The sequence below is a fragment of the Sphingomonas sp. STIS6.2 genome, assembly GCF_000732685.2.
Classification (GTDB): Bacteria; Pseudomonadota; Alphaproteobacteria; order Sphingomonadales; family Sphingomonadaceae; genus Sphingomonas; species Sphingomonas aerolata.
Map to the genome: position 1 here is coordinate 491,038 of NZ_JPDP02000159.1, position 23,680 is coordinate 514,717.

19 protein-coding genes are annotated in these 23,680 nt (G+C 67.2%); 12 read left to right on the plus strand and 7 right to left on the minus strand.

What is annotated here, in order from left to right; translation table 11 throughout:
- Nucleotides 1–10 precede the first annotated feature (10 nt).
- Nucleotides 11–445: a YjfI family protein gene (locus tag sphst_RS17075; RefSeq protein ID WP_031393897.1), complete on the minus strand. Its 435-nt coding sequence runs from the start codon at nucleotides 443–445 to the stop codon at nucleotides 11–13.
- Between the two features lie 125 nt (nucleotides 446–570).
- Between sphst_RS17075 and sphst_RS17080 the strand changes: the two genes are divergently transcribed.
- From sphst_RS17080 to sphst_RS17090, 3 genes are all read left to right on the plus strand, one after another.
- The gene (locus sphst_RS17080; RefSeq protein WP_031393896.1) at nucleotides 571–1,212 is read left to right on the plus strand and encodes a DUF2491 family protein; all 642 of its coding nucleotides are present in this window, start codon (nucleotides 571–573) and stop codon (nucleotides 1,210–1,212) included.
- 130 nt (nucleotides 1,213–1,342) lie between these two features.
- Nucleotides 1,343–1,657, plus strand: coding sequence for a DUF350 domain-containing protein (locus sphst_RS17085; RefSeq protein ID WP_199849012.1), 315 nt, complete (start codon nucleotides 1,343–1,345; stop codon nucleotides 1,655–1,657).
- A gap of 11 nt (nucleotides 1,658–1,668) precedes the next feature.
- A complete protein-coding gene (locus sphst_RS17090) occupies nucleotides 1,669–2,241 on the plus strand; it encodes a DUF1190 domain-containing protein (RefSeq protein WP_037529576.1) in 573 nt (190 codons plus the stop codon).
- A gap of 36 nt (nucleotides 2,242–2,277) precedes the next feature.
- Here sphst_RS17090 and sphst_RS17095 read toward each other — a convergent pair whose 3' ends face one another.
- Both sphst_RS17095 and sphst_RS17100 read right to left on the minus strand, forming a co-directional pair.
- A complete protein-coding gene (locus tag sphst_RS17095; protein ID WP_107045868.1) occupies nucleotides 2,278–3,771 on the minus strand; it encodes an MFS transporter in 1,494 nt (497 codons plus the stop codon).
- Nucleotides 3,768–4,805: a LacI family DNA-binding transcriptional regulator gene (locus tag sphst_RS17100; RefSeq protein WP_107045869.1), complete on the minus strand. Its 1,038-nt coding sequence runs from the start codon at nucleotides 4,803–4,805 to the stop codon at nucleotides 3,768–3,770. Before sphst_RS17100 ends, sphst_RS17095 begins: the two co-directional genes overlap by 4 nt.
- Nucleotides 4,806–5,041: 236 nt before the next feature.
- On the opposite strand from sphst_RS17100, the gene sphst_RS17105 reads away from it, so the two are divergent.
- The 4 genes from sphst_RS17105 (at nucleotide 5,042) to sphst_RS17120 (ending at nucleotide 13,531) form a co-directional block, all read left to right on the plus strand.
- Entirely contained in the window at nucleotides 5,042–7,879 is a 2,838-nt protein-coding gene (locus sphst_RS17105; RefSeq protein ID WP_159043695.1) for a TonB-dependent receptor, read from the plus strand.
- 98 nt (nucleotides 7,880–7,977) lie between these two features.
- Nucleotides 7,978–9,816 (plus strand): alpha-amylase family glycosyl hydrolase, encoded by a 1,839-nt coding sequence (locus sphst_RS17110; protein ID WP_107045871.1) that lies wholly within the window; start codon nucleotides 7,978–7,980, stop codon nucleotides 9,814–9,816.
- Nucleotides 9,816–11,432 (plus strand): alpha-glucosidase, encoded by a 1,617-nt coding sequence (locus sphst_RS17115; RefSeq protein ID WP_107045872.1) that lies wholly within the window; start codon nucleotides 9,816–9,818, stop codon nucleotides 11,430–11,432. Before sphst_RS17110 ends, sphst_RS17115 begins: the two co-directional genes overlap by 1 nt.
- Entirely contained in the window at nucleotides 11,429–13,531 is a 2,103-nt protein-coding gene (locus sphst_RS17120; protein WP_031395143.1) for a glycoside hydrolase family 97 protein, read from the plus strand. Before sphst_RS17115 ends, sphst_RS17120 begins: the two co-directional genes overlap by 4 nt.
- A gap of 48 nt (nucleotides 13,532–13,579) precedes the next feature.
- Here sphst_RS17120 and sphst_RS17125 read toward each other — a convergent pair whose 3' ends face one another.
- On the minus strand, nucleotides 13,580–14,206 hold the full coding sequence (locus sphst_RS17125) for a glutathione S-transferase family protein (protein WP_031395142.1): 627 nt from the start codon (nucleotides 14,204–14,206) through the stop codon (nucleotides 13,580–13,582).
- A gap of 106 nt (nucleotides 14,207–14,312) precedes the next feature.
- On the opposite strand from sphst_RS17125, the gene sphst_RS17130 reads away from it, so the two are divergent.
- Nucleotides 14,313–15,740: a dihydrolipoyl dehydrogenase gene (locus sphst_RS17130; RefSeq protein ID WP_031395141.1), complete on the plus strand. Its 1,428-nt coding sequence runs from the start codon at nucleotides 14,313–14,315 to the stop codon at nucleotides 15,738–15,740.
- Between the two features lie 3 nt (nucleotides 15,741–15,743).
- Here the strand turns inward: sphst_RS17130 and sphst_RS17135 are convergent, their stop codons facing one another.
- The 3 genes from sphst_RS17135 to sphst_RS17145 are packed head-to-tail and all read right to left on the minus strand — an operon-like array spanning nucleotide 15,744 to nucleotide 18,084.
- Nucleotides 15,744–15,944 carry a hypothetical protein gene (locus tag sphst_RS17135; protein ID WP_031395140.1) on the minus strand — a complete coding sequence of 67 codons (201 nt, stop codon included), beginning with the start codon at nucleotides 15,942–15,944 and terminating at the stop codon, nucleotides 15,744–15,746.
- A 56-nt stretch (nucleotides 15,945–16,000) separates the two neighbouring features.
- Complete coding sequence (locus sphst_RS17140; RefSeq protein ID WP_031395139.1) at nucleotides 16,001–16,384, minus strand: MerR family transcriptional regulator; 384 nt, start codon at nucleotides 16,382–16,384, stop codon at nucleotides 16,001–16,003.
- Nucleotides 16,381–18,084 (minus strand): long-chain-fatty-acid--CoA ligase, encoded by a 1,704-nt coding sequence (locus tag sphst_RS17145; RefSeq protein ID WP_234387725.1) that lies wholly within the window; start codon nucleotides 18,082–18,084, stop codon nucleotides 16,381–16,383. The genes sphst_RS17140 and sphst_RS17145 overlap by 4 nt, the downstream gene beginning before the upstream one ends.
- 133 nt (nucleotides 18,085–18,217) lie before the next feature.
- Here sphst_RS17145 and sphst_RS17150 point away from each other — a divergent pair, with 133 nt between their 5' ends.
- From sphst_RS17150 to sphst_RS17165, 4 genes are all read left to right on the plus strand, one after another.
- Nucleotides 18,218–19,354 (plus strand): thiolase family protein, encoded by a 1,137-nt coding sequence (locus tag sphst_RS17150; RefSeq protein WP_031395136.1) that lies wholly within the window; start codon nucleotides 18,218–18,220, stop codon nucleotides 19,352–19,354.
- Nucleotides 19,354–21,672: a 3-hydroxyacyl-CoA dehydrogenase/enoyl-CoA hydratase family protein gene (locus sphst_RS17155; protein ID WP_031395135.1), complete on the plus strand. Its 2,319-nt coding sequence runs from the start codon at nucleotides 19,354–19,356 to the stop codon at nucleotides 21,670–21,672. Before sphst_RS17150 ends, sphst_RS17155 begins: the two co-directional genes overlap by 1 nt.
- 224 nt (nucleotides 21,673–21,896) lie before the next feature.
- On the plus strand, nucleotides 21,897–22,307 hold the full coding sequence (locus sphst_RS17160; RefSeq protein ID WP_031395134.1) for a DUF2147 domain-containing protein: 411 nt from the start codon (nucleotides 21,897–21,899) through the stop codon (nucleotides 22,305–22,307).
- Nucleotides 22,308–22,357: 50 nt separating this feature from the next.
- The gene (locus sphst_RS17165; RefSeq protein ID WP_107045873.1) at nucleotides 22,358–23,650 is read left to right on the plus strand and encodes an OmpP1/FadL family transporter; all 1,293 of its coding nucleotides are present in this window, start codon (nucleotides 22,358–22,360) and stop codon (nucleotides 23,648–23,650) included.
- Nucleotides 23,651–23,680: the final 30 nt, after the last annotated feature.

Consider the following 23,680-nt stretch of genomic DNA (forward strand, 5'->3'; position numbering starts at 1 on the left):
ATGCTTTGGGTCAGGCGGCGGGGATCTGCGCGTTGCGCAGGTCGGTGGCCGCATCGATCGCGTTCTCGGCCAGCGTGCGCAGCTCGATCACTATCGTGTCGAGCCGGCTCGACGTCGCGAGTTCGCCGAACAGTTCATAATAATCGCGCCCTTCGACGCTGCCGATCCCGAAGTTCGACAGTGGCACCAGCTTCTGCGTCTTCAGCAGGAACGCGTTGAACGCCGCCTGGTCCTCCTGCTCGTCGCACGGCCAGAGCAGGGTCGAGGCCGAGATCTGCGCCTCGCTCACATTGACGAACAGTTCGAGGTCGCCATGCTCGTGCATCGTGACGAGCAGGATCGGATCCGCCCCCTCGACGATACGGACGCTCAACTCCCCCGTTTTCGCAGGCTCGGACGTATCGAGCGCGGCCTTCAGGCTGCGGACGGTCCAGATGTCGGTCAATGCAAGAACTCCCGTGCTTGTCGCGTGCCCGCACACATAGGCGTCGGCGAAGGGCGCGCCAATGGCGCTTTGCGAGCATCGCCGCTTTCGCCTATGCACAGGCCGAACCATAACGTGAGGATTGCATGTTCGATCGCCTGTTCGGCCGCAAGCAACCGCTTGAAGGCACCGGACTTCCCGTCATCCGCAACGTCACGCTCGGCCGCACGGTGACCGTCGACCCGCTCGCCTGGCGCCGGTTCGGATCGGAGCTGCTGTTCCCGTTCGACCGCGACACGCTGGTGATCGTCGCGCAGGGTCTGGTCGACCTCAACGAGGGCGGGTTCGTCCACCGTTTCTACACCGATGACGACATCATGTTCCAGGCGGTCTCGAACGACCGCGCGGGGCAGGACGTGACCGACGTCACGATCTTCGCACCCTGGGACAGCGCCTACCCCTCCTCCGCCGCCGAGCGCCCCGCCTGGAAGTCCCGGCTCAAGGCGCGCAGCTTCACCGCGGAGGGCCTCCCCGATTATAACCGCGTCTGGTTCGGTCCCGAGGCGAGCGAACAGGAACCGGTGACCTTCTGGGAGGACCTCCACGACGACCGCGACGGCATCGTCGACCGCCGCATCTTCCAGACCTGCATGCTGTTCGGCCGCGACCTGCCGGGCGACGACGGCCGCGAACTGCTGCTCGCGATCGACCAGGAGAATGAGGCGGGCGAGGTCTCGTTCGAGATCATGCTCGGCGTCGCACTGGAACTCGGCGAGTTCCGCGCCTAGCATCGTCGCATCAGCGTTCCGGGGGATTCAGATGATCGACTATTACAGCTTCGGCGCCAGCGCGGCGGCCTTCCTGATCGCGTTCGTTGCGGCCGGGCTTTTCACCATCGCGTTCAAGATCATCTTCTAGGTGACCACGCCCTATAACGAGAAGGCGTTGATCCGCGACGGCAATACCGCCGCGGCGATCACGCTGGGCGCGGCCTTGCTCGGCTATGTCCTCCCGCTCGCCTCCGCGCTGACGCACACCGTCACGCTGGTCGAGTTCGCGGTGTGGGCGGTGCTCGCGGGCGTGATCCAGATCGTCGCCGCACTCGTCGTCCGCCGCCTCGTGATGCGCGACATTCACGACCGGATCGTGCGGGGCGACATCGCCGCCGCCACCTATATGGGCAGCATCTCGCTCTGCGTCGGCATCCTCAATGCCGCCTGCATGACGAACTGAGAGGCAAAGACATGAAGCGTTCCAGCTCGATCGTCCTCACCGGCCTGATCGCGGGCTCGGGCATCTCGCTGACCGCCTGCGACGGCGATGTCGGCGGCAAGCCCGTCGACGCGCAGAGCTATGCCTCGGTCGCCGAATGCCGCTCGGCGGGGGCGATCCCCGCCGCGCAGTGCGACACCGCCTATGAACAGGCCAAGACCGACGCCGCCAAGACCGCACCACGGTTCGAGGACAAGCAGACCTGCGAGGAGCAGTTCGGCGCCGCGCAGTGCGAACCGCGCAACAATGGCAGCGGCGGCAGCTTCTTCACGCCGTTGCTGACCGGGTTCATCATCGGCCAGGCGCTCAACGGCGGCTATGGCTATCGTGGCGCGCCGATGTACCGCGACCGTCAGGGCAATTATTATGGCGGCGCCGGCGGCCGCATCAGCCGCGACTACGTCACCGGCCGCACCCGCGTCGGCTCGGACGCCTTCACCCCCACCACGGCGCGCGCGCCCGCGCGGGTCCAGACCCGCAGCTCGGTGATCTCGCGCGGCGGGTTCGGCGGCGGCTTTGGCGGCCGCGGCGGTTTCGGCGGCTGACCCCTGATCCTCCCCCGCCAGGGGGAGGACAGGATCTCAGGCGTCCCGCGGCACGCGCAGCATCGCCAGCGCCGCGACGCCCATCACCCCCGCCGCGATCAGCATCGCCCAGACCGGGTCGCCCGGAAACACCGTCCGCATCACCTGCCCCATCACCGACGACACGATCAGCTGCGGCAGCACGATGAAGATGTTGAACAGCCCCATGTACACGCCCAGCTTGGCCTGCGGCAGCGCGTTGGACAGCATCGCATAGGGCATCGTCAGGATCGACGACCAGGCGATCCCGATCAGCACCATCGACCCGATCAGCGCATGGGGATCGCGCAGCACCAGGAACGATCCGAACCCCGCCGCGCCGCTCAGCAGCCCCAGGATATGCGCATTACGCCGCCCGATCCGGCCCGCGAGCCACGGCATCACGAATGCCCACACCGTCGCCACGCCGTTATACACCGCGAACAGCACCCCGACCCAGTTCGCGCCGTCATTATACGCCGCGCTCGCCGTGTCGGTCGTCCCGAACGCGCGCTGCGTGACGATCGGCGTGGTGTAGATCCACATGATGAACAGCGCCGACCAGGTGAAGAACTGGACGAGCGCAAGCCGCTTCATCGTCTGCGGCATGGTCGCAAGATCGCCGACGATGTGGCTGAGAACATTGGACTCGCGACCCGACCGGACCAGCGCGGCGCTGACCAGCAGCGCGACACCGAACGCGATCAGCCCGCCACCCAGCAGATAGACCGGCTTGTCCAGCCCGAACCGCGCCACCGCCGCGATCACGATCGCCCCCAGCGCGATCCACACCGGCGCCAGCCGCGCGCCCGATCCGACCGGTGCCGCTATCGCCGGCCCCGCCTCGACCACGCCGCCGTCCTGCTCGAACGCCGCCATCTCGTCGGGCGAATATTCCTTCGTCGTCAGCACCGTCCACAGCACCGCGCAGAACAACGCCGCCGCACCCAGATAGAACCCATAACGCACCGATGGCGGGATCCCGCCGCCCGCCGCGGTATTGGCGACGTGGAAGACGTCGGTCAGGATCAGCGGCGCCAGGCTGCCGATCACCGCACCCGCGCCGATGAAGCCGGTCTGGAACGCATAGCCCGCGGTCCGCTGCCGGCTGCCCAGCATGTCGCCGACGAACGCACGGAACGGCTCCATCGCGACGTTGAGCGATCCGTCGAGCATCCACAGCAACGCCGCCGCGACCCACAGCACAGGCGCGTTCGGCATCCCCAGCAACGCGATCGTCGCCAGCACCGCACCGCCCAGGAAATAGGGTCGCCGGCGCCCGAGCCGCCCCCAGGTCCGGTCGCTGTAATGCCCGATCACCGGCTGGACGAGCAGCCCGGTCAGCGGCGCGGCGATCCACAGAAAGGCGAGGTCGTCGACACTGGTGCCGAGCGACTGGAAGATCCGGCTGACATTCGCGTTCTGGAGGGCGAAACCGATCTGGATCCCGAAGAACCCGAACGAGATGTTCCACAGACCCCAGAAACCCTGACGCGGCTTCTCGCGCGTCACGCGGCGGCCTCGCCCGACGAACGCCGTACGACCAGTTGAGTCGGCAGCACGATGCTCGTCACCGGGCGGTCGTCGATCCGCGCGAGCAGCATCTCGACCAGCCGCCGGCCGCCGAGCACCGTATCCTGCGCCACCGTCGTCAGCGGCGGGTTGGCGAGGCTGGCGGCGGGGATGTCATCGAAGCCGACGATCGCGACGTCGTCGGGCACGATCCGCCCCGCCCCCGCCAGCACCCGCATCGCCGACAGCGCGATCAGATCGCTCGCCGCGACGATCGCATCGAACGCGACCCCGCGCGCGAGCAACGCCTGAGCGGCGCGCGTGCCGTCCTCCTCGGTGGTGATCGCATCGACCTGCAAGTGCGGATCGGCATGCAGGCCATGTTCCTCGAGCGCCGCGAGATAGCCGCGGTGCCGGTCGTAAAACTCCGGATAATGGTCGGTCGCATCGCCCAGGAACGCGATCCGCGTCCGCCCCTGCGCGATCAGGTGCCGCGTCGCCTCCGCACCGCCCGCGACATTGTCGCACCCGACGGTCAGCCCGGGCTGGTCGTGCCGCACCGATCCCCAGCGGATGAAATGCGTCCCCTGCGCCACGAGATGATCGAGCCGCGCGCGATAATCCGCATAATCGCCATAGCCGAGCAGGATCAGCCCGTCGGCGCGGTGGCTGTCCTCGTAATCGGTATGCCAGTCGGACGAGAAATTCTGGAACGAGACGAGCAGGTCATAGCCGTGATCGGCACACGCCCCCATCATCGCGCCCAGCATGCCCAGGAAGAACGGATTGACCTCGGTCTCGTCGGGCGTCGGATCGCGGAACAGCAGCAGCGCGATCGTCCGCGTCTTGCCGCTGCGCAGGTTCGAGGCACTGCGGTCGACGGTATAGTTGAGCTGCTTGGCGATCGCCTCGATCCGCTGCCGCGTCGCCGGGCTGACCGTCGGGCTGCCACGCAGTGCGCGCGACACGGTCGGCTGCGATACGCCCGCGGCCTGCGCGATGTCGAACGACGTGGATTTGCGCTGGGCACTCAAGACAGGGATCCTCTCGGGGGCGCTCGGACGGCGTCGCCGTCGCAATCATCACTCCAGTTTGCCCGCAACGTCAACGCATTGGCCCCCGCGATCCGTGGCAAATCGGCAACACGGCCGGAACGGCCGCACTGAATACGTATGTCGATTGATTGGCTTTCGGGGGGCGGAATTCCATTGGAATGCCACACACGGCCCACGGCGCGAAAGATGCAGCGGGGCTTTCAGGGGAGTTGAACATGACGACGTCCAAGCGTTTCCCGGCATCTGCCGCGCATCACCTTTTCACCCTATCGGCCAGCGGCACCGCGCTCGCCGTGGCGCTCTTCGCCGCGTCGGTCGCCGACGCGCAGGTCGCGACCGATCCCGCCCCAGCCTCCGCCGACAACACCGTGTCGAGCGCACCCTCGACGCCCGCCCCGACCGTCGCGACGCAGGACGCCACCGCGCCGAGCAGCGGCCCCGCAGCCGAGTCGAGCGACGACATCGTCGTCACCGGTTTCCGCGCCAGCCTGCGCTCGTCGATCGCGGTCAAGCGCAACCTCGACGTCGTCGCCGAGATCGTCTCGGCCGAGGATATCGGCCGCCTGCCCGACGTCTCGATCGCCGAGTCGCTCGCCCGCCTGCCCGGCGTCACCTCGCAGCGTACCGGCGGCCAGGCCTCCGCGATCAACATCCGCGGGCTCAGCCAGGATCTCGTCTCCGCCACGCTCAACGGCCGTGAACAGGTCGCGACATCGGGCAACCGCGTCATCGAATTCGACCAGTACCCGTCCGAGCTCATCAACCAGGCCGCAGTCTACAAGAGCCCCAAGGCCTCGCAGATCGAGGGCGGTGTCGCCGGCAAGGTCGAGCTCAGCACCGCGCGCCCGCTCAGCATCCCCGGCAAGACGCTCGTCAGCGTCAACGTCCGCGGCGTCTATAATGACCGCGCCGGCCAGAACCCCGACGCCAGCGAATTCGGCTATCGCGGCAGCGCCTCGATCCAGACCAAGCTGCTCGACGACACGCTCGGCCTCGCGGTCGGCTATGCGCGTCTGAAGCAGGCGAACGTCGCGACGCGCTTCGTCGGCTATGACTATACCGCGACCGGCCAGAACGGCAGCCCGGCGATCCGCGACCTCGACGGCAACGGCCGCGCCGACGCGATCGGCTATGGCTTCGAGGCGGTCCAGTCGGGCGGCAACGAGACGCGCGACGGCGTGCTCGGCAGCGTCCAGTATGAGCCGACCGACACGTTCCGCGTCCTGCTCGACGGCTATTATTCGCGCTTCAAGTCGGACGTGTTCCGCCGCGGCATCCGTGTCGAGAACCTGCAGCAGACCAGCAGCAACCTCACCGACCCGACCGTCATCGGCAACACGATCGTCGGCGGCAACGCCTCGGGCATCCGCACGCGCACGATCCAGCAAAACGAGAACCGCCTCGACAAGCTCTACACCTTCGGCGGCAACGTCCAGAAGGACATCGGCCAGCTCACGCTGACCGCCGACGGCTCCTATTCGCGCGCGTCGAGCTTCTTCAACAATTCGGGTCTCGACGACAACGGCAACACGACCGCGACGCCGACGACGCTCAGCTACAAGCTCGACGGTCTGAACGTCGGCTCGTTCTCGACCAACGCCAACTACACCGATCCCGCCGCGAACGCGTTCGAAGGCTTCTACATCGTCCCGCAGAAGGACACCGACCGCCTCTATGCGTTCGCGGGCAGTGCGCTGCTCAAGATCGACGGTCCGTTCCTCAAGTCGTTCGAGGTCGGCGGCCGCTACGGCAACCGCAAGGCAGAGCGGACGATCACCAGCTTCAACGCGTTCAGCTTCGCTGCACCGGTCACGCTGACCGGCTCGAATTCGACGACCGCGGGCTTCAAGGGCAAGTTCTCGTCCTTCCCCGACTTCATCGTCGCCGATATCGGCAGCATCTTCGACTCGCAGCTCGGGCCCGACCGCGTCGTCGACCAGACCCAGGCGTTCACGCAGGACCAGAGCTTCACGATCGACGAGAAGACCTATGCCGGCTACGGCCAGCTCAACTTCGACACGATCGCCGGCTCGCTGCCGTTCAAGGGCAATATCGGCCTGCGCGTCGTCCATACCGACCAGAGCTCGTCCTCGACCATCTCGGACGGCGGCACCGGTCGCTACCTCAACACCCGCGGCCGCAAGTTCACCGACTGGCTGCCCCAGGCGAACTTCATCCTCGGCCTGACCGAGAACGACCAGGCCCGCCTGTCGCTCTCGCGCCAGATCTCGCGTCCGCGCTTCTTCGACTTCCGCAACTCGATCAGCACCAACCTGGTCAGCATCGGCGGCACCGCGGCGCGGCTCGACGGGTCCGGCGGCAACCCCGCGCTCCAGCCGTTCCGTGCCAACCAGTTCGACGCCACCTATGAGCATTATTTCGGCAACAGCGGCTCGCTCGTGCTCGGCGCCTTCTACAAGGACGTCCGCAGCTTCGTGATCGGCGGCGTCATCCCGAACTACGACTTCGCCGCCAACGGCATCAGCACCCCGCCGCTCGCAGGGACCGGCTTCACCAGCGTCGTCACGACCGGCAATCTGTTCGCACCGATCAACGGCAATGGCGGCTATGTCTATGGTTTCGAAGGCGCCATCACCAAGACGTTCGACTTCCTGCCGGCGCCGTTCGACGGCCTCGGCGCGGTGCTCAACATCTCGTACAACCAGTCCGACGTCAGCATCACCAACGCGATCAGCGGCAACACGCTCTCGCTGTCGCTGCCCGGCCTGTCGAAGATCGTCTCCAACCCGACGCTCTTCTACGAGAAGAACGGCTTCCAGACGCGCGTTTCGATGCGCTACCGCTCGAAGTTCGTGGCGCCGCAGTTCGGCCTCAGCGAGCAGATCGTGACCAACGCCGCCGAGACCGTGTTCGACGCGCAGATGAGCTATGAATTCCCGCAGGGAAGCCCGCTCGCCGGGATGACGCTGCTCGCGCAGGCGAACAACCTGACCGACCAGCCGACCCGCTCCTATTTCGGCCAGACCGCACAGACCGGCACGCTGCAATATTTCGGGCGCCAGTTCTATCTGGGTGCAAGCTTCCGCTTCTAACCACCTGTAATACCGCCGTCCGCCCGGGGTCATCCCGGCGGACGGCGACCCGGCGCCGGTGGCGCCGTCACCGAGTTCCGGTGCGAAAAGGACATCCGATGATCAAGAGCGTCGCCACCATCCTGGCAGGGTTGCTCGCGCTCTCGCCCGCCATCGCAGACCCCGGCCCTGCACCGAAGGCCGCACCGGCACCCGACTATCGCGCGCGCCTGCCGCAGGACGAGGTCATCTATTTCGTCCTCCCCGACCGGTTCGAGAATGCCGATCCCGCCAACGACCGCGGCGGCCTGACCGGCGATCGCCGCGTCACCGGCTTCGACCCGACCGCCAAGGGCTTCTATCACGGCGGCGACCTCAAGGGCCTGACCAAGCGCCTCGGCTATCTGCAGTCGCTCGGCGCGACGGCGATCTGGCTCGGCCCGATCTTCAAGAACAAGCCCGTCCAGGGCGCGCCCGGCAAGGAGTCCGCGGGCTATCACGGCTACTGGATCACCGACTTCACGCAGGTCGATCCGCATCTCGGCACCAATGCCGACATGACCGCGCTCGTCACCGCGGCGCATGCGCGCGGGATGAAGGTCTATATGGACATCATCATCAACCATACCGCCGACGTGATCCAGTACCGCGAATGCACCGAGGGCACCCCCTGCGCCTATCGCGACCGCGCCAATTATCCCTATCAGCGCAAGCTCGGCCTGCGTGGCAAGCCGATCAATCCCGGCTTCGCGGGCGACGCCGTCCGCACGCCTAAAAACTTCGCGCGGCTGACCGACCCCGGCTTCGCCTACACGCCCTATGTCCCTGCGAAGGAACGGACCGCGAAGGTCCCCGCCTGGCTCAACGACCCGATCTATTACCACAACCGCGGCGACTCGACCTTCACCGACGAGAGCTCGACGATGGGCGATTTCTCCGGCCTCGACGATCTCGCGACCGAGAACCCCCGCGTCGTGTCGGGCATGATCGAGATCTTCGGCAGCTGGATCGACCGGTTCAAGGTCGACGGCTTCCGCATCGACACCGCGCGCCACGTGAACCCCGAATTCTGGCAGGCCTTCACACCCGCGATGCTCGACCGCGCCAAAGCGAACGGCATCCCCAATTTCCACATCTTCGGCGAGGTCGCCTATGGGACGATGGATCCGGGCTATCTCGCGCGCTTCACCCGCGTCGACAAGCTGCCCGCGGTGCTCGACTTCGGCTTCCGCTGGGGCGTGACCGACGTCGTCGCGGGCAACAAGGGCACCAACGAACTCGCCGCCTTGTTCGACGGCGACGCACTCTACGAACACGGCGCCGACACCGCGATGATCCTGCCGACCTTCCTCGGCAACCACGACCAGGGCCGCTTCGCGCGCGACGTCCGCCGCCTCAACCCGAATGCGAGCGAGGCCGAGGTGCTCGCCCGCGTCAAGCTCGGCCATGCGATGCTGCTGACGCTGCGCGGCGTGCCGACCATCTATTCGGGTGACGAGCAGGGCTTTGCCGGCGACGGCGACGACCAGGACGCACGCGAGGACATGTTCGCCTCGAAGGTCGCGGTCTATAACGACAACCGCCTCGTCGGCACCGACGCGACCACCGCGACCGCCAATTTCGGTACGACCCACCCGCTGTTCCGCCAGATCGCCCAGCTCGCCCGCCTCCGCGTCGCGCACCCGGCGCTGACCCGCGGCCGCACGATCGTTCGCGCGCGGGGCGATACGCCCGGCCTGTTCGCGGTCTCGCGGTTCGATCCCGTGACCGGCGCCGAGATGCTCCTTGCGTACAACACCAGCGCCAAGCCGCTGACCAGCGCGATCCAGGTCGAGACTCGCTCGACCCGCTTCGATACGCTCGCCGGCGCTTGCGCCGCGCGCGCGACCGCCCCCGGCAGCGTCACGCTGACCATCCCCGCCTTTGGCTATGCGGTCTGCGCCGCGGAGACCCGCTGATGCCCGACGATACGAGCCTGCCCGTGCACCGACCCTGGTGGAAGGGCGCGGTCATCTACCAGATCTATCCGCGCAGCTTTGCGGATTCGAACGGCGACGGCATCGGCGACCTGCCCGGCATCACCCGCCATCTCGACTATGTCGCGAACCTCGGCGTCGATGCGGTCTGGCTCTCACCCTTCTTCACGTCGCCGATGAAGGACTTCGGCTATGACGTTGCGAACTACCGCGATGTCGACCCGATCTTCGGAACGCTCGCCGATTTCGACACGCTGATCGCGCGCGCCCACGCGCTCGGGCTGAAGATCATCATCGACCAGGTCTACAGCCATACCTCGGACGAGCATCCCTGGTTCGTCGAGAGCCGCTCGTCGCGCACCAACCCCAAGGCGAACTGGTATGTCTGGGCCGACGCCAAGCCCGACGGCAGCCCGCCGTCCAACTGGCAGTCGGTCTTTGGCGGCCCCGCCTGGACCTGGGACGCGCGCCGTCGCCAATATTATCTGCACAATTTCCTGAAGGAACAGCCCCAGCTCCACCTCCACGACGCGGACGTTCAGGACGAGATCGTCGACACCGCCAAATTCTGGCTCGACCGCGGCGTCGACGGCTTCCGGCTCGACGCGATCAACTTCGCGATGCACGACCCCGCGCTGACCGACAATCCGCCGGTCACCGACAACAGTCTGAAGACGCGCCCCTTCGACTTTCAGGCGCATGTCCACAACCAGAGCCATCCCGACATCCCCGCCTTTCTCGAACGACTGCGGCGGCTGATCGACGGCTATGGCGACCGCTTCACCGTGGCCGAGGTCGGGGGCGCCGACAGCGACCGCGAGATGAAGCTGTTCACCCGCGGCCAGACCCGGCTCAACAGCGCCTATGGCTTCGACTTCCTCTACGCGTCGGACCTCCGCCCCAGCACCGTCGCCGACGCGATCACGCTCTGGCCGTCGGACGCGGAGATGGGCTGGCCGAGCTGGGCGTTCGAGAATCACGACGCCCCCCGCGCCGTCTCGCGCTGGATCGGCCCCGATGACCGCGACGCCTTCGCGCGGATGAAGATCGCGCTGCTCGTCTGCCTGCGCGGCAACATCTTTCTCTATTATGGCGAGGAACTGGGCCTGACCCAGGTCGAGGTGCCGTTCGACCAGCTCCAGGATCCCGAGGCGATCGCCAACTGGCCGCTGACGCTGTCGCGCGACGGCGCCCGCACGCCGATGCCGTGGCGGGCCGATGCGCCGCATGCGGGCTTCACCGATGCGTCGCCCTGGCTCCCCGTCGGCAACGACCATCCCGAGCTCGCGGTCGACCGGCAGGAGGGCGATCCCGACTCGCTGCTCGCGCTGACCCGCCGCCTGCTCGCGCTGCGCCGCGCGATCCCCGCGCTCGCGATCGGCGATCTGGTCCTGACCGAGGTCACCGACACGCTGCTTGCCTTCGAACGCCGTGACGGCGACCAGATCCTGCTCTGCGTCTTCAACATGGCCGCGACGCCGGTCGCGTGGAGCCCCGCTACCCCCGAACACTGGCGCGTCCGCGACAGCATCAACGACGCAACGATAGGACGACTGGGCGGCTATGCCGCGCTGATCGTCGAAAGGACCGGATCATGAAGACCCTCTCGCTCACGCTGGCGACCCTGCTCGCGACCACCGCACCCGCGATCGCGCAGGATCAGGCCGCCCCCGCCGCCACCACCCCCGCGGTCACGACGAACGAGACGATCAAGCCGCAGCCCGTCCCGACGATCCCCTCGGCGATCGCGACCTCGCCCGATGGCAGCATCGCGGTCACCGTCGCGACCGACGGTGAGGGTCATGCGACCTACAGCGTCACGCGCAAGGGCACGCTGATCGTCAAGCCGTCGCGGCTCGGCTTCCTCTTCACCGATGCGCCCAAATTCGACCGGCATCTGAAGATCGAGACCGTCACCCGCGACAAGGCGGATTCGACCTGGACCCAGCCCTGGGGCGAGTGGAAGACGATCCGCGACAACCACACCGAGATGCGCGTCCGCCTCCGCGAGACCGACCGGTTGCAGCGCGCGATCGACGTCGTGTTCCGGCTTCAGGACGACGGCATCGGCTTCCGCTACGTCTTCCCCGACCAGCCCAATTTCAAGACCGTCAACATCGCCGAGGAGCTGACGCAGTTCGCCTTTGCCGAGGACGCGACCGCCTGGTGGAAGCCCGGCTTCGAATGGAACCGCGAGGAATATCTCTACAACCGCACGCCGCTCGCCGATGTCGGCACCGCCGCGACGCCGATCACGCTGAAGCTCGCGGGCGGCACGCATGTCGCGCTGCACGAGGCCGCGCTCACCGACTATGCCGGCATGAACGTCGCCAAGGTCGAGGGCAACACGCTGAAGGCGGTGCTGACCCCCGGCGCCGGCGCGCCCAAGGTGACGCGGACCGGCCCGTTCGCGACGCCGTGGCGCACGCTGATCCTCTCGGACGACGCGCCCGGCCTGTACATGAGCCATATCGAGCTCAATCTGAACGAACCGAACAAGCTTGGCGATGTCAGCTGGGTGAAGCCCGGCAAGTTTGTCGGCGTCTGGTGGAACATGATCACCGGCAAATGGAGCTGGGCGACCGGCCCCAATCACGGCGCCACCACCGCGCATGTGAAGACCTATATCGACTTCGCCAGTGCGAACAAAATCCCCGGCGTCCTCGTCGAGGGCTGGAATGTCGGCTGGGACGGCGACTGGTTCGGTGACGGCACCGCGATGCAGTTCGACACGCCGACCCCCGATTTCGACGCCGGCTATCTCGCCAAATACGCCAAGTCGAAGGGCGTCTACCTGATCGGGCATAACGAGACCGGCGGCTCGGCCAGCCATTATGACGGCCAGCTCGACCGCGCCTTCGCCTTTGCGCGTGATCACGGCATTCCCGCGATCAAGACCGGCTATGTCACCGACGCGGGCCAGATCGAACGCGTCGATCCCGACGGGTCGCAGCACCGCGAATGGCATGAAGGCCAGTGGATGGTGAACCACTATACCCGCGTCGTCACCACGGCTGCCAAGTACAAGGTGTCGATCGACAGCCACGAGCCCGTCAAGGATACCGGCCTGCGCCGCACCTATCCCAACTGGATCGCGCGCGAGGGCTCGCGCGGGATGGAATATAACAGCTGGGCCGGCAAGAACCCGCCCGAGCACGAGGCGAACCTCGCCTTCACGCGCATGCTCGAGGGGCCGATGGACTTCACCCCCGGCGTGCTCAGCCTCAAGGGCACCGACGACAGCGATCTCCTGTCGACCATCGCCAAGCAGCTCGCGCTCTATGTCGTGCTCTATTCGCCTGTCGTGATGGCGGCGGACACGCCCGAGAATTACGCGAAATACCCCGCCGCGTTCCAGTTCATCAAGGACGTGCCGACCGACTGGTCCGACACCCGCGTGCTCAACGGCGAGGTCGGCGATTTCGTCACCTTCGCGCGCAAGGACCGCAAGTCGAACGACTGGTATGTCGGCAGTGTCACCGACGAGAATGCCCGGACGCTCACCGTCGCGCTCGACTTCCTCGACGCCGGCCGGACCTACACCGCGCAGATCTACCGCGACGGCCCCGGCGCCGACTACAAGACGACCGCACGCCACGCGATCACGATCGAGACCAAGCGCGTCCGCAAGGGCGACACGCTGACGCTCGCGCTCGCCCCGGGCGGCGGTCAGGCGATCCGCTTCAAGGCGCGCTGAGCCGGCAGGACCGGCGCTGCGGTATCGCAGCGCCGGTCCGCTCACCCGTCAGCGCCGCGGTGGCGACAGCGGCCCGCCGATCTCGATCGCCTTCTGATAGCCCGGCACCGCCTTCAGCCGCTCGAAATACGCGCTCACCTCCGGCTGGTCCTTGAGCAGCCCCGCGCTCTCCGCGGTCGCGAGCAGGTACGACATCTGGATATCCGCCAGCGTCAGCTTCGCCCCCATCAGATACGGCCCCTCGCCAACCGCGTCGGCGATGTACGCAAAGGTCTTGGCGACCTCGGGCTCGGAGAATTTGCCGAGGCCCTCGGGCAGCCCGCCCATCATCTTGCCGATCACCGTCATCATGATCGGGAACGCCGCCGAGCTCTCGACATAGTGCAGCCATTCGTCATGGATCGCCGCCTCGGGCGTGCCCTCGGGCGGGCTGAGCCGCGCGCCGCCGTACTTGCGATCGAGATAGGACAGGATCGACGCGCTCTCGGCAAGCGTCAGCTCATCGTCCTGCACGATCGGCGCCTTGCCCAGCGGATGCACCGCCTTCAGCGACGCGGGCGCACGGAAGCTCGCATCGCGCTCGTACCGGACCAGCTCATAGGGCAGCTGCAGTTCCTCCAGCAGCCACAAGATGCGGAAAGACCGGGAGAAATTCAGGTGATGGACGGTCAGCATGGCGGGTCCTCGGATCGTGGTGATTATCGGATCGGCATGCGGAACGGGTCAGGCGGTTGGAAGGTTTCGCTGCCATGACCGGAATGCTCCGGAGACGGAGTCGATCATGCCGAACACCAGCCCCGAGTTAACCTGCGACGTCGCGATCATCGGCGCGGGCACCGCCGGTCTCGCGGCCGAGCGCAACGCACGGCGCAACGGCGCGCGCACGCTGCTGATCGACGAGACCTTCTCGGGCACCACCTGCGCCAGCGTCGGCTGCATGCCCTCCAAGCTGCTGATCGCCGCTGCCCACGCCGCGCATGCGGTACGCCAGGCATCGGTCTTCGGCATCACCGCCGAGCCACGGATCGACGGGGCGGCGGTCATGGCGCGCGTCCAGCGCGAACGCGACGCGTTCGTCGCGGGCGTCTGCGACTCGCTCGACAAGCTCCCCGACGGCGTGAAGGTCCAGGCCCGCGCGCACTTCATCGACGCGACCACGCTCCGGCTCGACGACGGCCGCACCGTGACCGCCAAGGCAATCGTGATCGCGACCGGCTCCTACCCGAACATCCCCGACAATTTCGACGCGGTCCGCGACCGCGTGCTGACCAACGAGACGATCTTCGAACTGCCGACCTTGCCCGGCTCGGTCGGCGTGATCGGCGCGGGCCCGATCGGGCTCGAACTCGCCCAGGCGCTCGTCCGGCTCGGCGTTGAGACGGCGGTGTTCGACCAGTCCCCCGGCCTCGCCGCGCTGAAGGACGAGAAGGTCTCGGCGGCACTGCACGGTATCCTCGACAAGGAACTGCCGATCCATCTCGAAATGGAACTGAAGGCGGAATCCGACAGCGGCGGCGTTCGTCTGTCCTGGTCGGGCGAGCAATCGGGATCCCGCCACTTCGACTATCTGCTCGTCGCGACCGGCCGCCCGCCGCGGCTCAAGGGCCTCGGGCTAGAGACCACCGGGATCGCGCTCGACGATCACGGCACGCCGGTCTTCGACAGGACGACGATGCAATGCGGCGACGCGCCGATCTTCATCGCCGGCGACGCGGATCACGACCGCACCGTGCTCGGCGAAGCGTCTGCCGAGGGGATGATCGCCGGCCGCAACGCCGCGCAGTTCCCCGACGTCACCCCCGGCCCGCGGATGGTCCCGCTCGCGATCATGTTCACCGACCCGACCGTCGCGGTGATCGGCGACATCACCCCCGACGAGCAGGACGGCATCGTCATCGGCGAAGCGTCCTACGAGGATCAGGGTCGCGCCAAGGTCATGGCGCGCAACGCCGGGCTGATCCGCTTCTATGCGGAGGCGGGCACCGGCCGGCTCACCGGCGCGACGATGGCCGCCCCCGGGGTCGAGCACAGCGCGCATTTGATCGCGTGGGCGATCCAGCAGGGCCGCACCGCGACCGACCTGCTCGACATGCCCTTCTATCACCCGACGCTAGAGGAGGGGCTGAAGCCTGCACTCCGCGCGATCTGCAAGGCGGTCAGCGCGCCCGTCCCCGCCGACCGCGACGACGGCTTCACCGCGGGCGCCTGACGCTCACTCGTCGAGGTCCAGATAGGCGACGACGTCGTTCTCGGTCGCGATGTACAGCCCCGCCTGGACCTCCTCGCTCTGCTGCGCGGCAATCGCCAGCGCCTCACCGAGCGGGCCGTAGAACAAGGTCGTCGCCGCCCCGCCCTCGAGCGCATCGTCGAGATGATAGAGACGAACGCCGGCGGCGGAGGAGATGGTACGCATCGCCCGTCCCTGCCGCGCTGCGCCGCGCGGTGCAACCGCTGCGCGTTACAGGCCGGTCAGGACGCGATCCGCTCGAGCGCCTGCGCCTCGATCTTCTCTAGTTCCTGCAGCGTCTGCGCGATCGCCGCCTGCTGCTGCTGGAGGTCGTCGATCCGCTGGCGACAGCGTTCGGCGAGCGCGCGCATCTGTTCGACATGCTGCGGATCCGCATCATACAGGACGAGGAACTCCTCGATGTCGCGCAACGAGAATCCCAGCCGCTTGCCGCGCAGGATCAGCTGCATCCGCGCGACGTCGCGCCGCGTATAGACGCGCGTCGTGCCGATCCGGCACGGCTCGATCAGCCCCTTGTCCTCATAGAAGCGCAGCGTCCGCGCGCTGACCCCCAGCGCCTGCGACACGTCCTGAATCCCGGTAAGATCGTCCTGCCGCTCGTTCACGGTGTCGCTCCCCTCTCCCCCGACGCTGCCCCGGCCGGCATCGCGCGTGCCAGCCTGGCCTCTTCCTCCGCGACAAGTTCCTTTTTGGATAGCTTGCCGATCAACGTCTTGGGCAGAGTGTCGCGGATTTCGACCTCGCGGGGAAGCTCGATCTTGCTGATCTTGTCGCGGAGAAAATCACGCAATTCCACAGGGGTTGCGACCGCACCTTCGACCAGCGTAACGAACGCCTTGGGCGCCTGGCCGCGATAGGCGTCGGCGACCCCGATCACCACCACCTCGGCGACCGCGGGATGCTCGTACAGCGCCTCCTCGATCACGCGCGGATAGACATTGTAGCCGCCGCACAGGATCAGGTCCTTGATCCGGTCGACGATGAACAGATAGCCGTCCGCGTCGAGATGCCCGACATCCCCGGTGCGCAGCGCGCCGTCCGCGAACAGCGCCGCGCTCGCTTCCGGCTTGTGCCAATATCCTTGCGTAACCTGCGGACCACGCGCGCAGATCTCGCCATTCTCACCGACGGGCAGCAGCCGGGTCGGGTCCTCGCGGTCGCGGATCTCGATGATCGTGCCGGGAAAGGGCAGCCCCGCCGATCCCGGCTTGTTCAGTCCCTCGATCGGATTGCAGGTGATGATCGGCGACGCCTCCGACAGGCCATAGCCCTCGACCAGCTTCGACCCCGTCGCCGCCTCGAACGCGGTACGCACCTCGGCGGGCAGCGGCGCGCCGCCCGAAATGCACGCATGGATCGACGACAGGTCGATCGGCTGCGTCTCCGCCGCCTTCGTGATCGCGGCATAGATGGTCGGCACCGCGGGGAAATAGGTCGGCTTGGTCCGCACGATCGTCTTGAGCAGCTGCTGCAGCTCGAACCGCGGCAACAGGATCATCTGCGCGCCCGCGCGGATTGAATAGGTCAGCACCGTCGTCAGCGCGAAGACATGGAACAGCGGCAGCGCCCCCATCACCCGGTCCTGCTCGGGCGTCTCGCCACCGACGAACGTCATCATCGCATCCGCGTTCGACACCAGATTGGCGTGGCTCAGCATCGCCGCCTTGGGCTCGCCCGTCGTCCCCCCGGTATATTGCAGCACCGCGACCTCGTCCGGCGTCACCGCCACCGGCACGGGCGCGCCCTTTGCATGCACCAGCGAGTCGAAGCTGCGATGCCGCGCGTCGTTCGGCGCGCGCGCGATCTCGGCGCGCTTGAAGACGCGGTAGGCGATCGACTTCAGCGTCGGCAGCGCGCCCGCGATCGGGCAGGTGATGACATGCCGCAGCCCCGTCTCGCCCGCGACCTTCAGCACGCGCGCATGGATCTCGGCGATGTCGCAGGTCGCGATGATCTCCGCGCCCGAATCCTTCAGCAGGTGGCACAGCTCGCGCTCGACATAGAGCGGGTTGACGTTGACGACGATCCCGCCCGCCTTCAGCACCGCGAAGAACAGCACCGGATAATAAGGCGTGTTCGGCAGGCAAAGCGCGACGCGCGTCCCCTTCACCACGCCCAGATCCTGCAGCCCCCGCGCCGCATGCGTGACCGCGTCGCCAAGCTCGGCATAGGTCATCGTCGACCCGAGGAAATCCAGCACCGTCCGCGACCCGAATCGGCGGACCGCCGTGTCGAGCATGTCGCCCAGCAAACGCGCTTCGCCTTCTAGCGGTACGCCGATCGCACGGCCGTCGGTGTCCAGCATCTCTCTCTCCTTTTCGGCGTGCGCTCTCGACTGATATTGTAGGCCGCATCACCTTGACGTATAGGAGAGGTATCGCACCTTAAGGGTAGCCCGCAAGTCTTAAGCGGACCGATTGCAATTGGAGAGGATCATCGTGACCAACGTCGTCATCGCCGGGTACGCCCGCTCGCCGTTCCACCTTGCCGGCAAGGGCGACCTCGCCCGCGTCCGCCCCGACGATCTCGCCGCGCAGACGATCCGCGGTCTGCTCGACAAGACCGGCGTCGATCCCGCCGCTATCGAGGACATCATCCTCGGCTGCGCCTTCCCCGAGGGCGAGCAGGGCCTGAACGTCGCGCGGATGATCGGCCTGCTCGCCGACCTGCCGCTGTCGGTCGGCGGCATGACGGTCAACCGCTTCTGCGGCTCGTCGATGAGCGCGATCCACATTGCGGTCGGCCAGATCAACATCGGTGCGGGCGACGCGTTCATCTGCGCCGGGCTCGAATCGATGAGCCGCGTACCGATGGGCGGCTACAACCCGCTCCCCAACCCCGATCTCTTCAAGAAGAACGCCGGCGCCTATATGGGCATGGGCGAGACTGCCGAGAACGTCGCACGCGATTACCAGATCACGCGCGCCGAGCAGGATGCGTTCGCGGTCAAGAGCCAGGACAAGGCCGCCGCCGCGCGCGCCGATGGTCGCCTGTCGGACGAGATCGTGACGATCCAGACCAAGGCCGGTCCGGTCAGCCAGGACGGCACGATCCGCGCCGGCACCACCACCGAAGCGCTCGCCGGCCTCAAGCCTGCGTTCAGCGCGGACGGCTCGGTCACCGCCGGCACCTCCTCGCCGCTGACGGACGGGGCGTCGGCCGTCCTCGTCACCTCGGAAGAGTTCGCGACGAAGCACGGCCTGACCATCCTCGCGCGGATCAAGTCGGTCGCGGTCTCGGGTAACGAGCCGTCGACGATGGGCCTCGGTCCGATCTACGCCTCGCAAAAGGCGATGGAGCGCGCCGGCATCACCGTCGCCGACCTCGACGTGGTCGAGATCAACGAGGCGTTCGCCAGCCAGGCAATCGCCTGCATCCGCGACCTCGGGCTCAAGGACGAGACGATCAACCTCGATGGCGGCGCGATCGCGATCGGCCATCCGCTCGGCGCGACCGGCGCGCGCATCGTCGGCAAGGCTGCAGCCCTGCTCGCGCGCGAAGGTGGCCGCTACGCGCTCGCCACCCAGTGCATCGGCGGCGGTCAGGGCATCGCAACGGTGCTGGAGCGCGCATGATGTCGGACCAGATCAAAAAAGTCTGCGTCATCGGCGCAGGCGTCATGGGCGCAGGGATTGCGGCACAGGTCGCCAATGCCGGCATCCCGGTGCTGCTGCTCGATATCGTGCCCCGTGAGGGTGACGACCGCGATGCGGTCGCAAAGGGCGCGGTCGCGAAGATGCTCAAGACCGACCCCGCGCCCTTCATGTCGAAGCGTGCGGCAAAGCTGGTCGAGACGGGCAATATCGACGATCATCTCGACCGCGTCGCCGAATGCGACTGGATCGTCGAGGCGATCGTCGAGCGGCTCGACATCAAGCAGGCGCTCTATGCCAAGCTCGAGGCGCTGAAGCGTCCGGGCACCGCGGTCTCGTCGAACACCTCGACGATCCCGCTCGGCCATCTCGTCGACGGCCGCTCGGACCAGTTCAAGGCCGACTTCCTCATCACCCATTTCTTCAACCCGCCGCGCTACATGCGGCTGGTCGAGATCGTCCGCGGTGAGCATACCGACGTCGCGGTCGCCGGGAAGGTCGAGGATTTCGTCGATCGCTTCATGGGCAAGCGCATCGTCCGCGCGAAGGACACGCCGGGCTTCATCGCCAACCGCATCGGCACCTACTGGCTGGCGATCGCGATCAACGCGGCGATGGACCAGGGGCTGACCGTCGAGGAGGCCGACCAGATCGGCGGCCGGCCGATGGGCGTGCCCAAGACCGGGATCTTCGGGCTCGTCGACCTCGTCGGCGTCGACCTCATGCCGCTGCTGTCGAAGAGCCTCTCGTCGACGCTGCCCGCGGGCGACCCCTATTTCGACACCGTCCGCGACATGCCGCTCGTCGACAAGATGATCGCGGAGGGCTTTACCGGTCGCAAGGGCAAGGGCGGCTTCTACCGCTTCGACAAGGCGACGCGCACGAAGCTGTCGCTCGACCTCGCGACCGGCGACTATCGCCCCGAGGCGAAGCCCGCCGAGCTGCCCGGCAAGACCGGCAAGGATCTCGCCGCGCTGATCGCCGAACCCGGCAAGATCGGCACCTATGCCTGGACGATCCTCGGCAACACGCTGTCCTACGCCGCCATGCTCGTCGGCGAGGCGGCGGACGATATCGTCGCGATCGATGACGCGATGAAGCTCGGCTATAACTGGAAATACGGGCCGTTCGAGCTGATCGACCGGATGGGCCCGGGCCTGCTCGCCCAGCGTCTCGCGGCCGAGGGCCGCGACGTGCCCGCGATCCTGACGACCGCGGGCGTCCGTCCCTTCTACCGCGTCGAGAACGGCAACCGCCAGTATCTGACCACCGCCGGCGACTATGCCGACGTGCCGCGCGCCGACGGCGTCGAACTGCTCGAGGACATCAAGCTGCGGTCACAGCCCGTCCTGACCAACGCCTCGGCGTCGCTCTGGGACGTCGGCGACGGTGTCGCCGCACTCGAATTCCACACCAAGATGAACGCGCTCGACGATCAGGTCATCGCGCTCATCGAGGAAGCGGTCCCGGTCGTGCGCGAGCGCTTCAAGGCGCTGGTCGTCTATAACGAGGGCAGCAATTTCTCGGCGGGCGCCAATCTCGGCGCGGCGATGTTCGCGGTCGGTGCGGGCCTGTGGGACATGGTCGAGGCCAGCGTTTCGCGCGGCCAGCAGGCGTACAAGGCGCTCAAATACGCCCCCTTCCCCGTCGTCAGCGCGCCCGCCGGGCTCGCGCTCGGCGGCGGCTGCGAGATGCTGCTTCACTCGGACGCGGTCCAGGCGCATGCCGAGACCTATGCCGGCCTCGTCGAATGCGGCGTCGGGCTGGTCCCTGGCTGGGGCGGCAATGGCGAAATGCTCGACCGCTGGACGAAGTCGCGCACGCTCCCCAACGGCCCCATGCCCGCGCTGACCAAGGTGTTCCAGGCGGTCTCCACCGCGCAGGTCGCCAAGTCGGCGGCGGAGGCGAAGGAGATGATGATCCTGCGCAAGGACGACGGCATCACCATGAACCGCGACCGCCTGCTCGCCGACGCCAAGGCGAAGGCGCTCGCGCTGGTCGAGGGCTATGTCGCCCCCGAGCCGCCGACCTTCCGTCTGGCGGGCGCGAGCGGTCGGACCGGGCTGTCGATGGCGGTGTCGGACTTCCACAAGAAGGGCATGGCGACCGACTATGACGTGGTGGTCGCCGACCGCCTCGCCGAGGTGCTGACCGGCGGCGAGGCCGACCTCGTCGACACCGTCACGGAGACGCAGCTCCTCGACCTCGAACGCGCCGCCTTCATGGCAAGCGTCAAGGACCAGCGCACCCAGGCGCGCGTCGTCCACATGCTCCAGACGGGTAAGCCACTGCGGAACTGAACACCCGTCATCCCCGCGAAGGCGGGGATGACGGTCGCGACCCCGATAAACACCTTTTCACCGCCCCGGTTCAGTAAGAAGACTTGACTTGTCTTTGTACAAAACTAAGGGCGGAACGATTACTGCCGTATACGGCAACAAGGTCGCGCTTACGTCGCTGATCTTGTGAGATATTCACGATCGTACACATACGACGACCCCGGAACCTTAGGAGAGGATAGACGATGTCCCTGATGATGATCGCCGCGCTGCTCGCCGGCGCGCCCGCGACCGCCGACACCGTGGTCGGCCGCTGGCGGACCGAGACGCACAACGCCATCGTCGAGATCGCGCGCTGCGGCCCCTCGATCTGCGGCAAGATCCTGACCTCCGACGCGCTGCGCGCCAACCCGTCGATGAAGGACGCGAACAACAGCAACACCGCACTCCGCAGCCGCCCGATCCAGGGCATGCAGATGCTCAGCGGCTTCAAGTCGGACAAGGACGGCGTCTGGAGCAGCGGCCAGGTCTACAATGCCGAGGACGGCAAGACCTATAGCGGCAAGATCACCCCGGTCGGCGCGAACCAGCTCAAGCTGCGCGGCTGCGTCTTCTTCCCGCTCTGCAAGACCCAGACCTGGACGCGCGTCCGCTGATCCCAGGTCCCTTTCATCTCCCCAAAAGTTAGCGTTCAGGAATTTTGTAAATGTCGTTTCGTACCAAGGCCCCGTTGCTGGCCGTGACCGCGCTCGTCTCCGCTTCCGGTTTCGCCAGCACCGCCTATGCCGACGCCTTCTATCTCCAGGCGCAGTCGGCGCGCGGCGCGGGCCGTGCGTTTTCGGGTGAAGCCGCCGATACCGGCGCCGCGTCGCTCTGGTGGAACCCCGCCGCGATCGCCGGCATCCGCGACGGCAGCGCGACGCTCAGCGCCAGCGCGATCATCCCGCGCGGCGACGTGGTCGACACCGGCTCGCAGATCTGCCGCCCGGGCGGCCAGCCCTGCACCGCGATCAGCGGCCAGTCGAATTCGAGCGACCCGGTCAACAAGGGCGTCGTCCCGTCGGGCGCGGTCGCCTATCCGCTGACCGACCGGATCGCGGTCGGCCTCGTCGTCACCTCGCCGTTCAGCTTCACGACCAACTATGACGCCGACAGCTGGGCCCGCTACAGCGCGGACAAGACCCGCCTGCGCACGATCGACATCCAGCCCTCGATCGGCGTCGAGCTGACCGACTGGCTCCGCGTCGGCGGTGCGCTCAACGTCGAATATACCGACGCGATCCTCAGCAACGCGCTCCCCAACGTCTCCGCCGCGCAGCCCGACGGCCGCCAGGAACTCAGCGGCGACGGCTGGGATCTCGGCTGGACCGCGGGCGTCCAGCTCCACAACGACTTCGCCACCGTCGGCGTCACCTACAAGTCGAGCATCCGCCACAAGCTGAAGGGCGACCTCGTCGTCACCGGCCTGCTCGGCCCGCTCGCCGGCGGCAACACCGAGGTCTCGGGCGCGACCGCCGAGTTCAACACGCCGGGCCAGGTCATCGTCGCGGGCCGCGTCCGCGCCACCGACCAGCTGACGCTCAACGCACAGGTCATCGCGTTCAACTGGAGCAAGTTCGACACGATCGATCTCGGCGCACCGCTCAACACGTCGATCCCGGAAAAATACCGCGACAGCTGGAGCCTCGCGGGCGGTCTCGACTATGACGTCACGCCCAAGCTGACCGTTCGCGGCGGTGTCCAGCGCACCAAGACGCCGACCCAGGACGGCCAGCGCGACGCGCGCGTTCCCGACGCCGATCGCTGGACCTATGCCGCCGGTGCCTCCTACCAGGTGACGCCGCGCATCGCGGTCGACGCCGCTGCGCAATATGTCGACTTCGAGAACACGACGATCGACCGCGCCACCTTGGTCGCGGGCAGCATCATCCGCACCAACGGCGCGCTCCGCGACGCCAGCGCGATCGTCACCTCGCTCGGCGCCCGCGTCTCGTTCTGACGCTAACCGCCCCTCCCCATATCGGGGAGG

Excerpts from the sequence above, each read along its gene's own strand:
- sphst_RS17080 (WP_031393896.1), top strand. The coding sequence starts at position 571 with ATGTTCGATCGCCTGTTCGGCCGCAAGCAACCGCTTGAAGGCACCGGA.
- sphst_RS17090 (WP_037529576.1), top strand. The coding sequence starts at position 1,669 with ATGAAGCGTTCCAGCTCGATCGTCCTCACCGGCCTGATCGCGGGCTCG.
- sphst_RS17105 (WP_159043695.1), top strand. The coding sequence starts at position 5,042 with ATGACGACGTCCAAGCGTTTCCCGGCATCTGCCGCGCATCACCTTTTC.
- sphst_RS17110 (WP_107045871.1), top strand. The coding sequence starts at position 7,978 with ATGATCAAGAGCGTCGCCACCATCCTGGCAGGGTTGCTCGCGCTCTCG.
- sphst_RS17115 (WP_107045872.1), top strand. The coding sequence starts at position 9,816 with ATGCCCGACGATACGAGCCTGCCCGTGCACCGACCCTGGTGGAAGGGC.
- sphst_RS17120 (WP_031395143.1), top strand. The coding sequence starts at position 11,429 with ATGAAGACCCTCTCGCTCACGCTGGCGACCCTGCTCGCGACCACCGCA.
- sphst_RS17125 (WP_031395142.1), bottom strand. The coding sequence starts at position 14,206 with ATGCTGACCGTCCATCACCTGAATTTCTCCCGGTCTTTCCGCATCTTG.
- sphst_RS17130 (WP_031395141.1), top strand. The coding sequence starts at position 14,313 with ATGCCGAACACCAGCCCCGAGTTAACCTGCGACGTCGCGATCATCGGC.
- sphst_RS17135 (WP_031395140.1), bottom strand. The coding sequence starts at position 15,944 with ATGCGTACCATCTCCTCCGCCGCCGGCGTTCGTCTCTATCATCTCGAC.
- sphst_RS17145 (WP_234387725.1), bottom strand. The coding sequence starts at position 18,084 with ATGCTGGACACCGACGGCCGTGCGATCGGCGTACCGCTAGAAGGCGAA.
- sphst_RS17155 (WP_031395135.1), top strand. The coding sequence starts at position 19,354 with ATGTCGGACCAGATCAAAAAAGTCTGCGTCATCGGCGCAGGCGTCATG.
- sphst_RS17160 (WP_031395134.1), top strand. The coding sequence starts at position 21,897 with ATGTCCCTGATGATGATCGCCGCGCTGCTCGCCGGCGCGCCCGCGACC.
- sphst_RS17165 (WP_107045873.1), top strand. The coding sequence starts at position 22,358 with ATGTCGTTTCGTACCAAGGCCCCGTTGCTGGCCGTGACCGCGCTCGTC.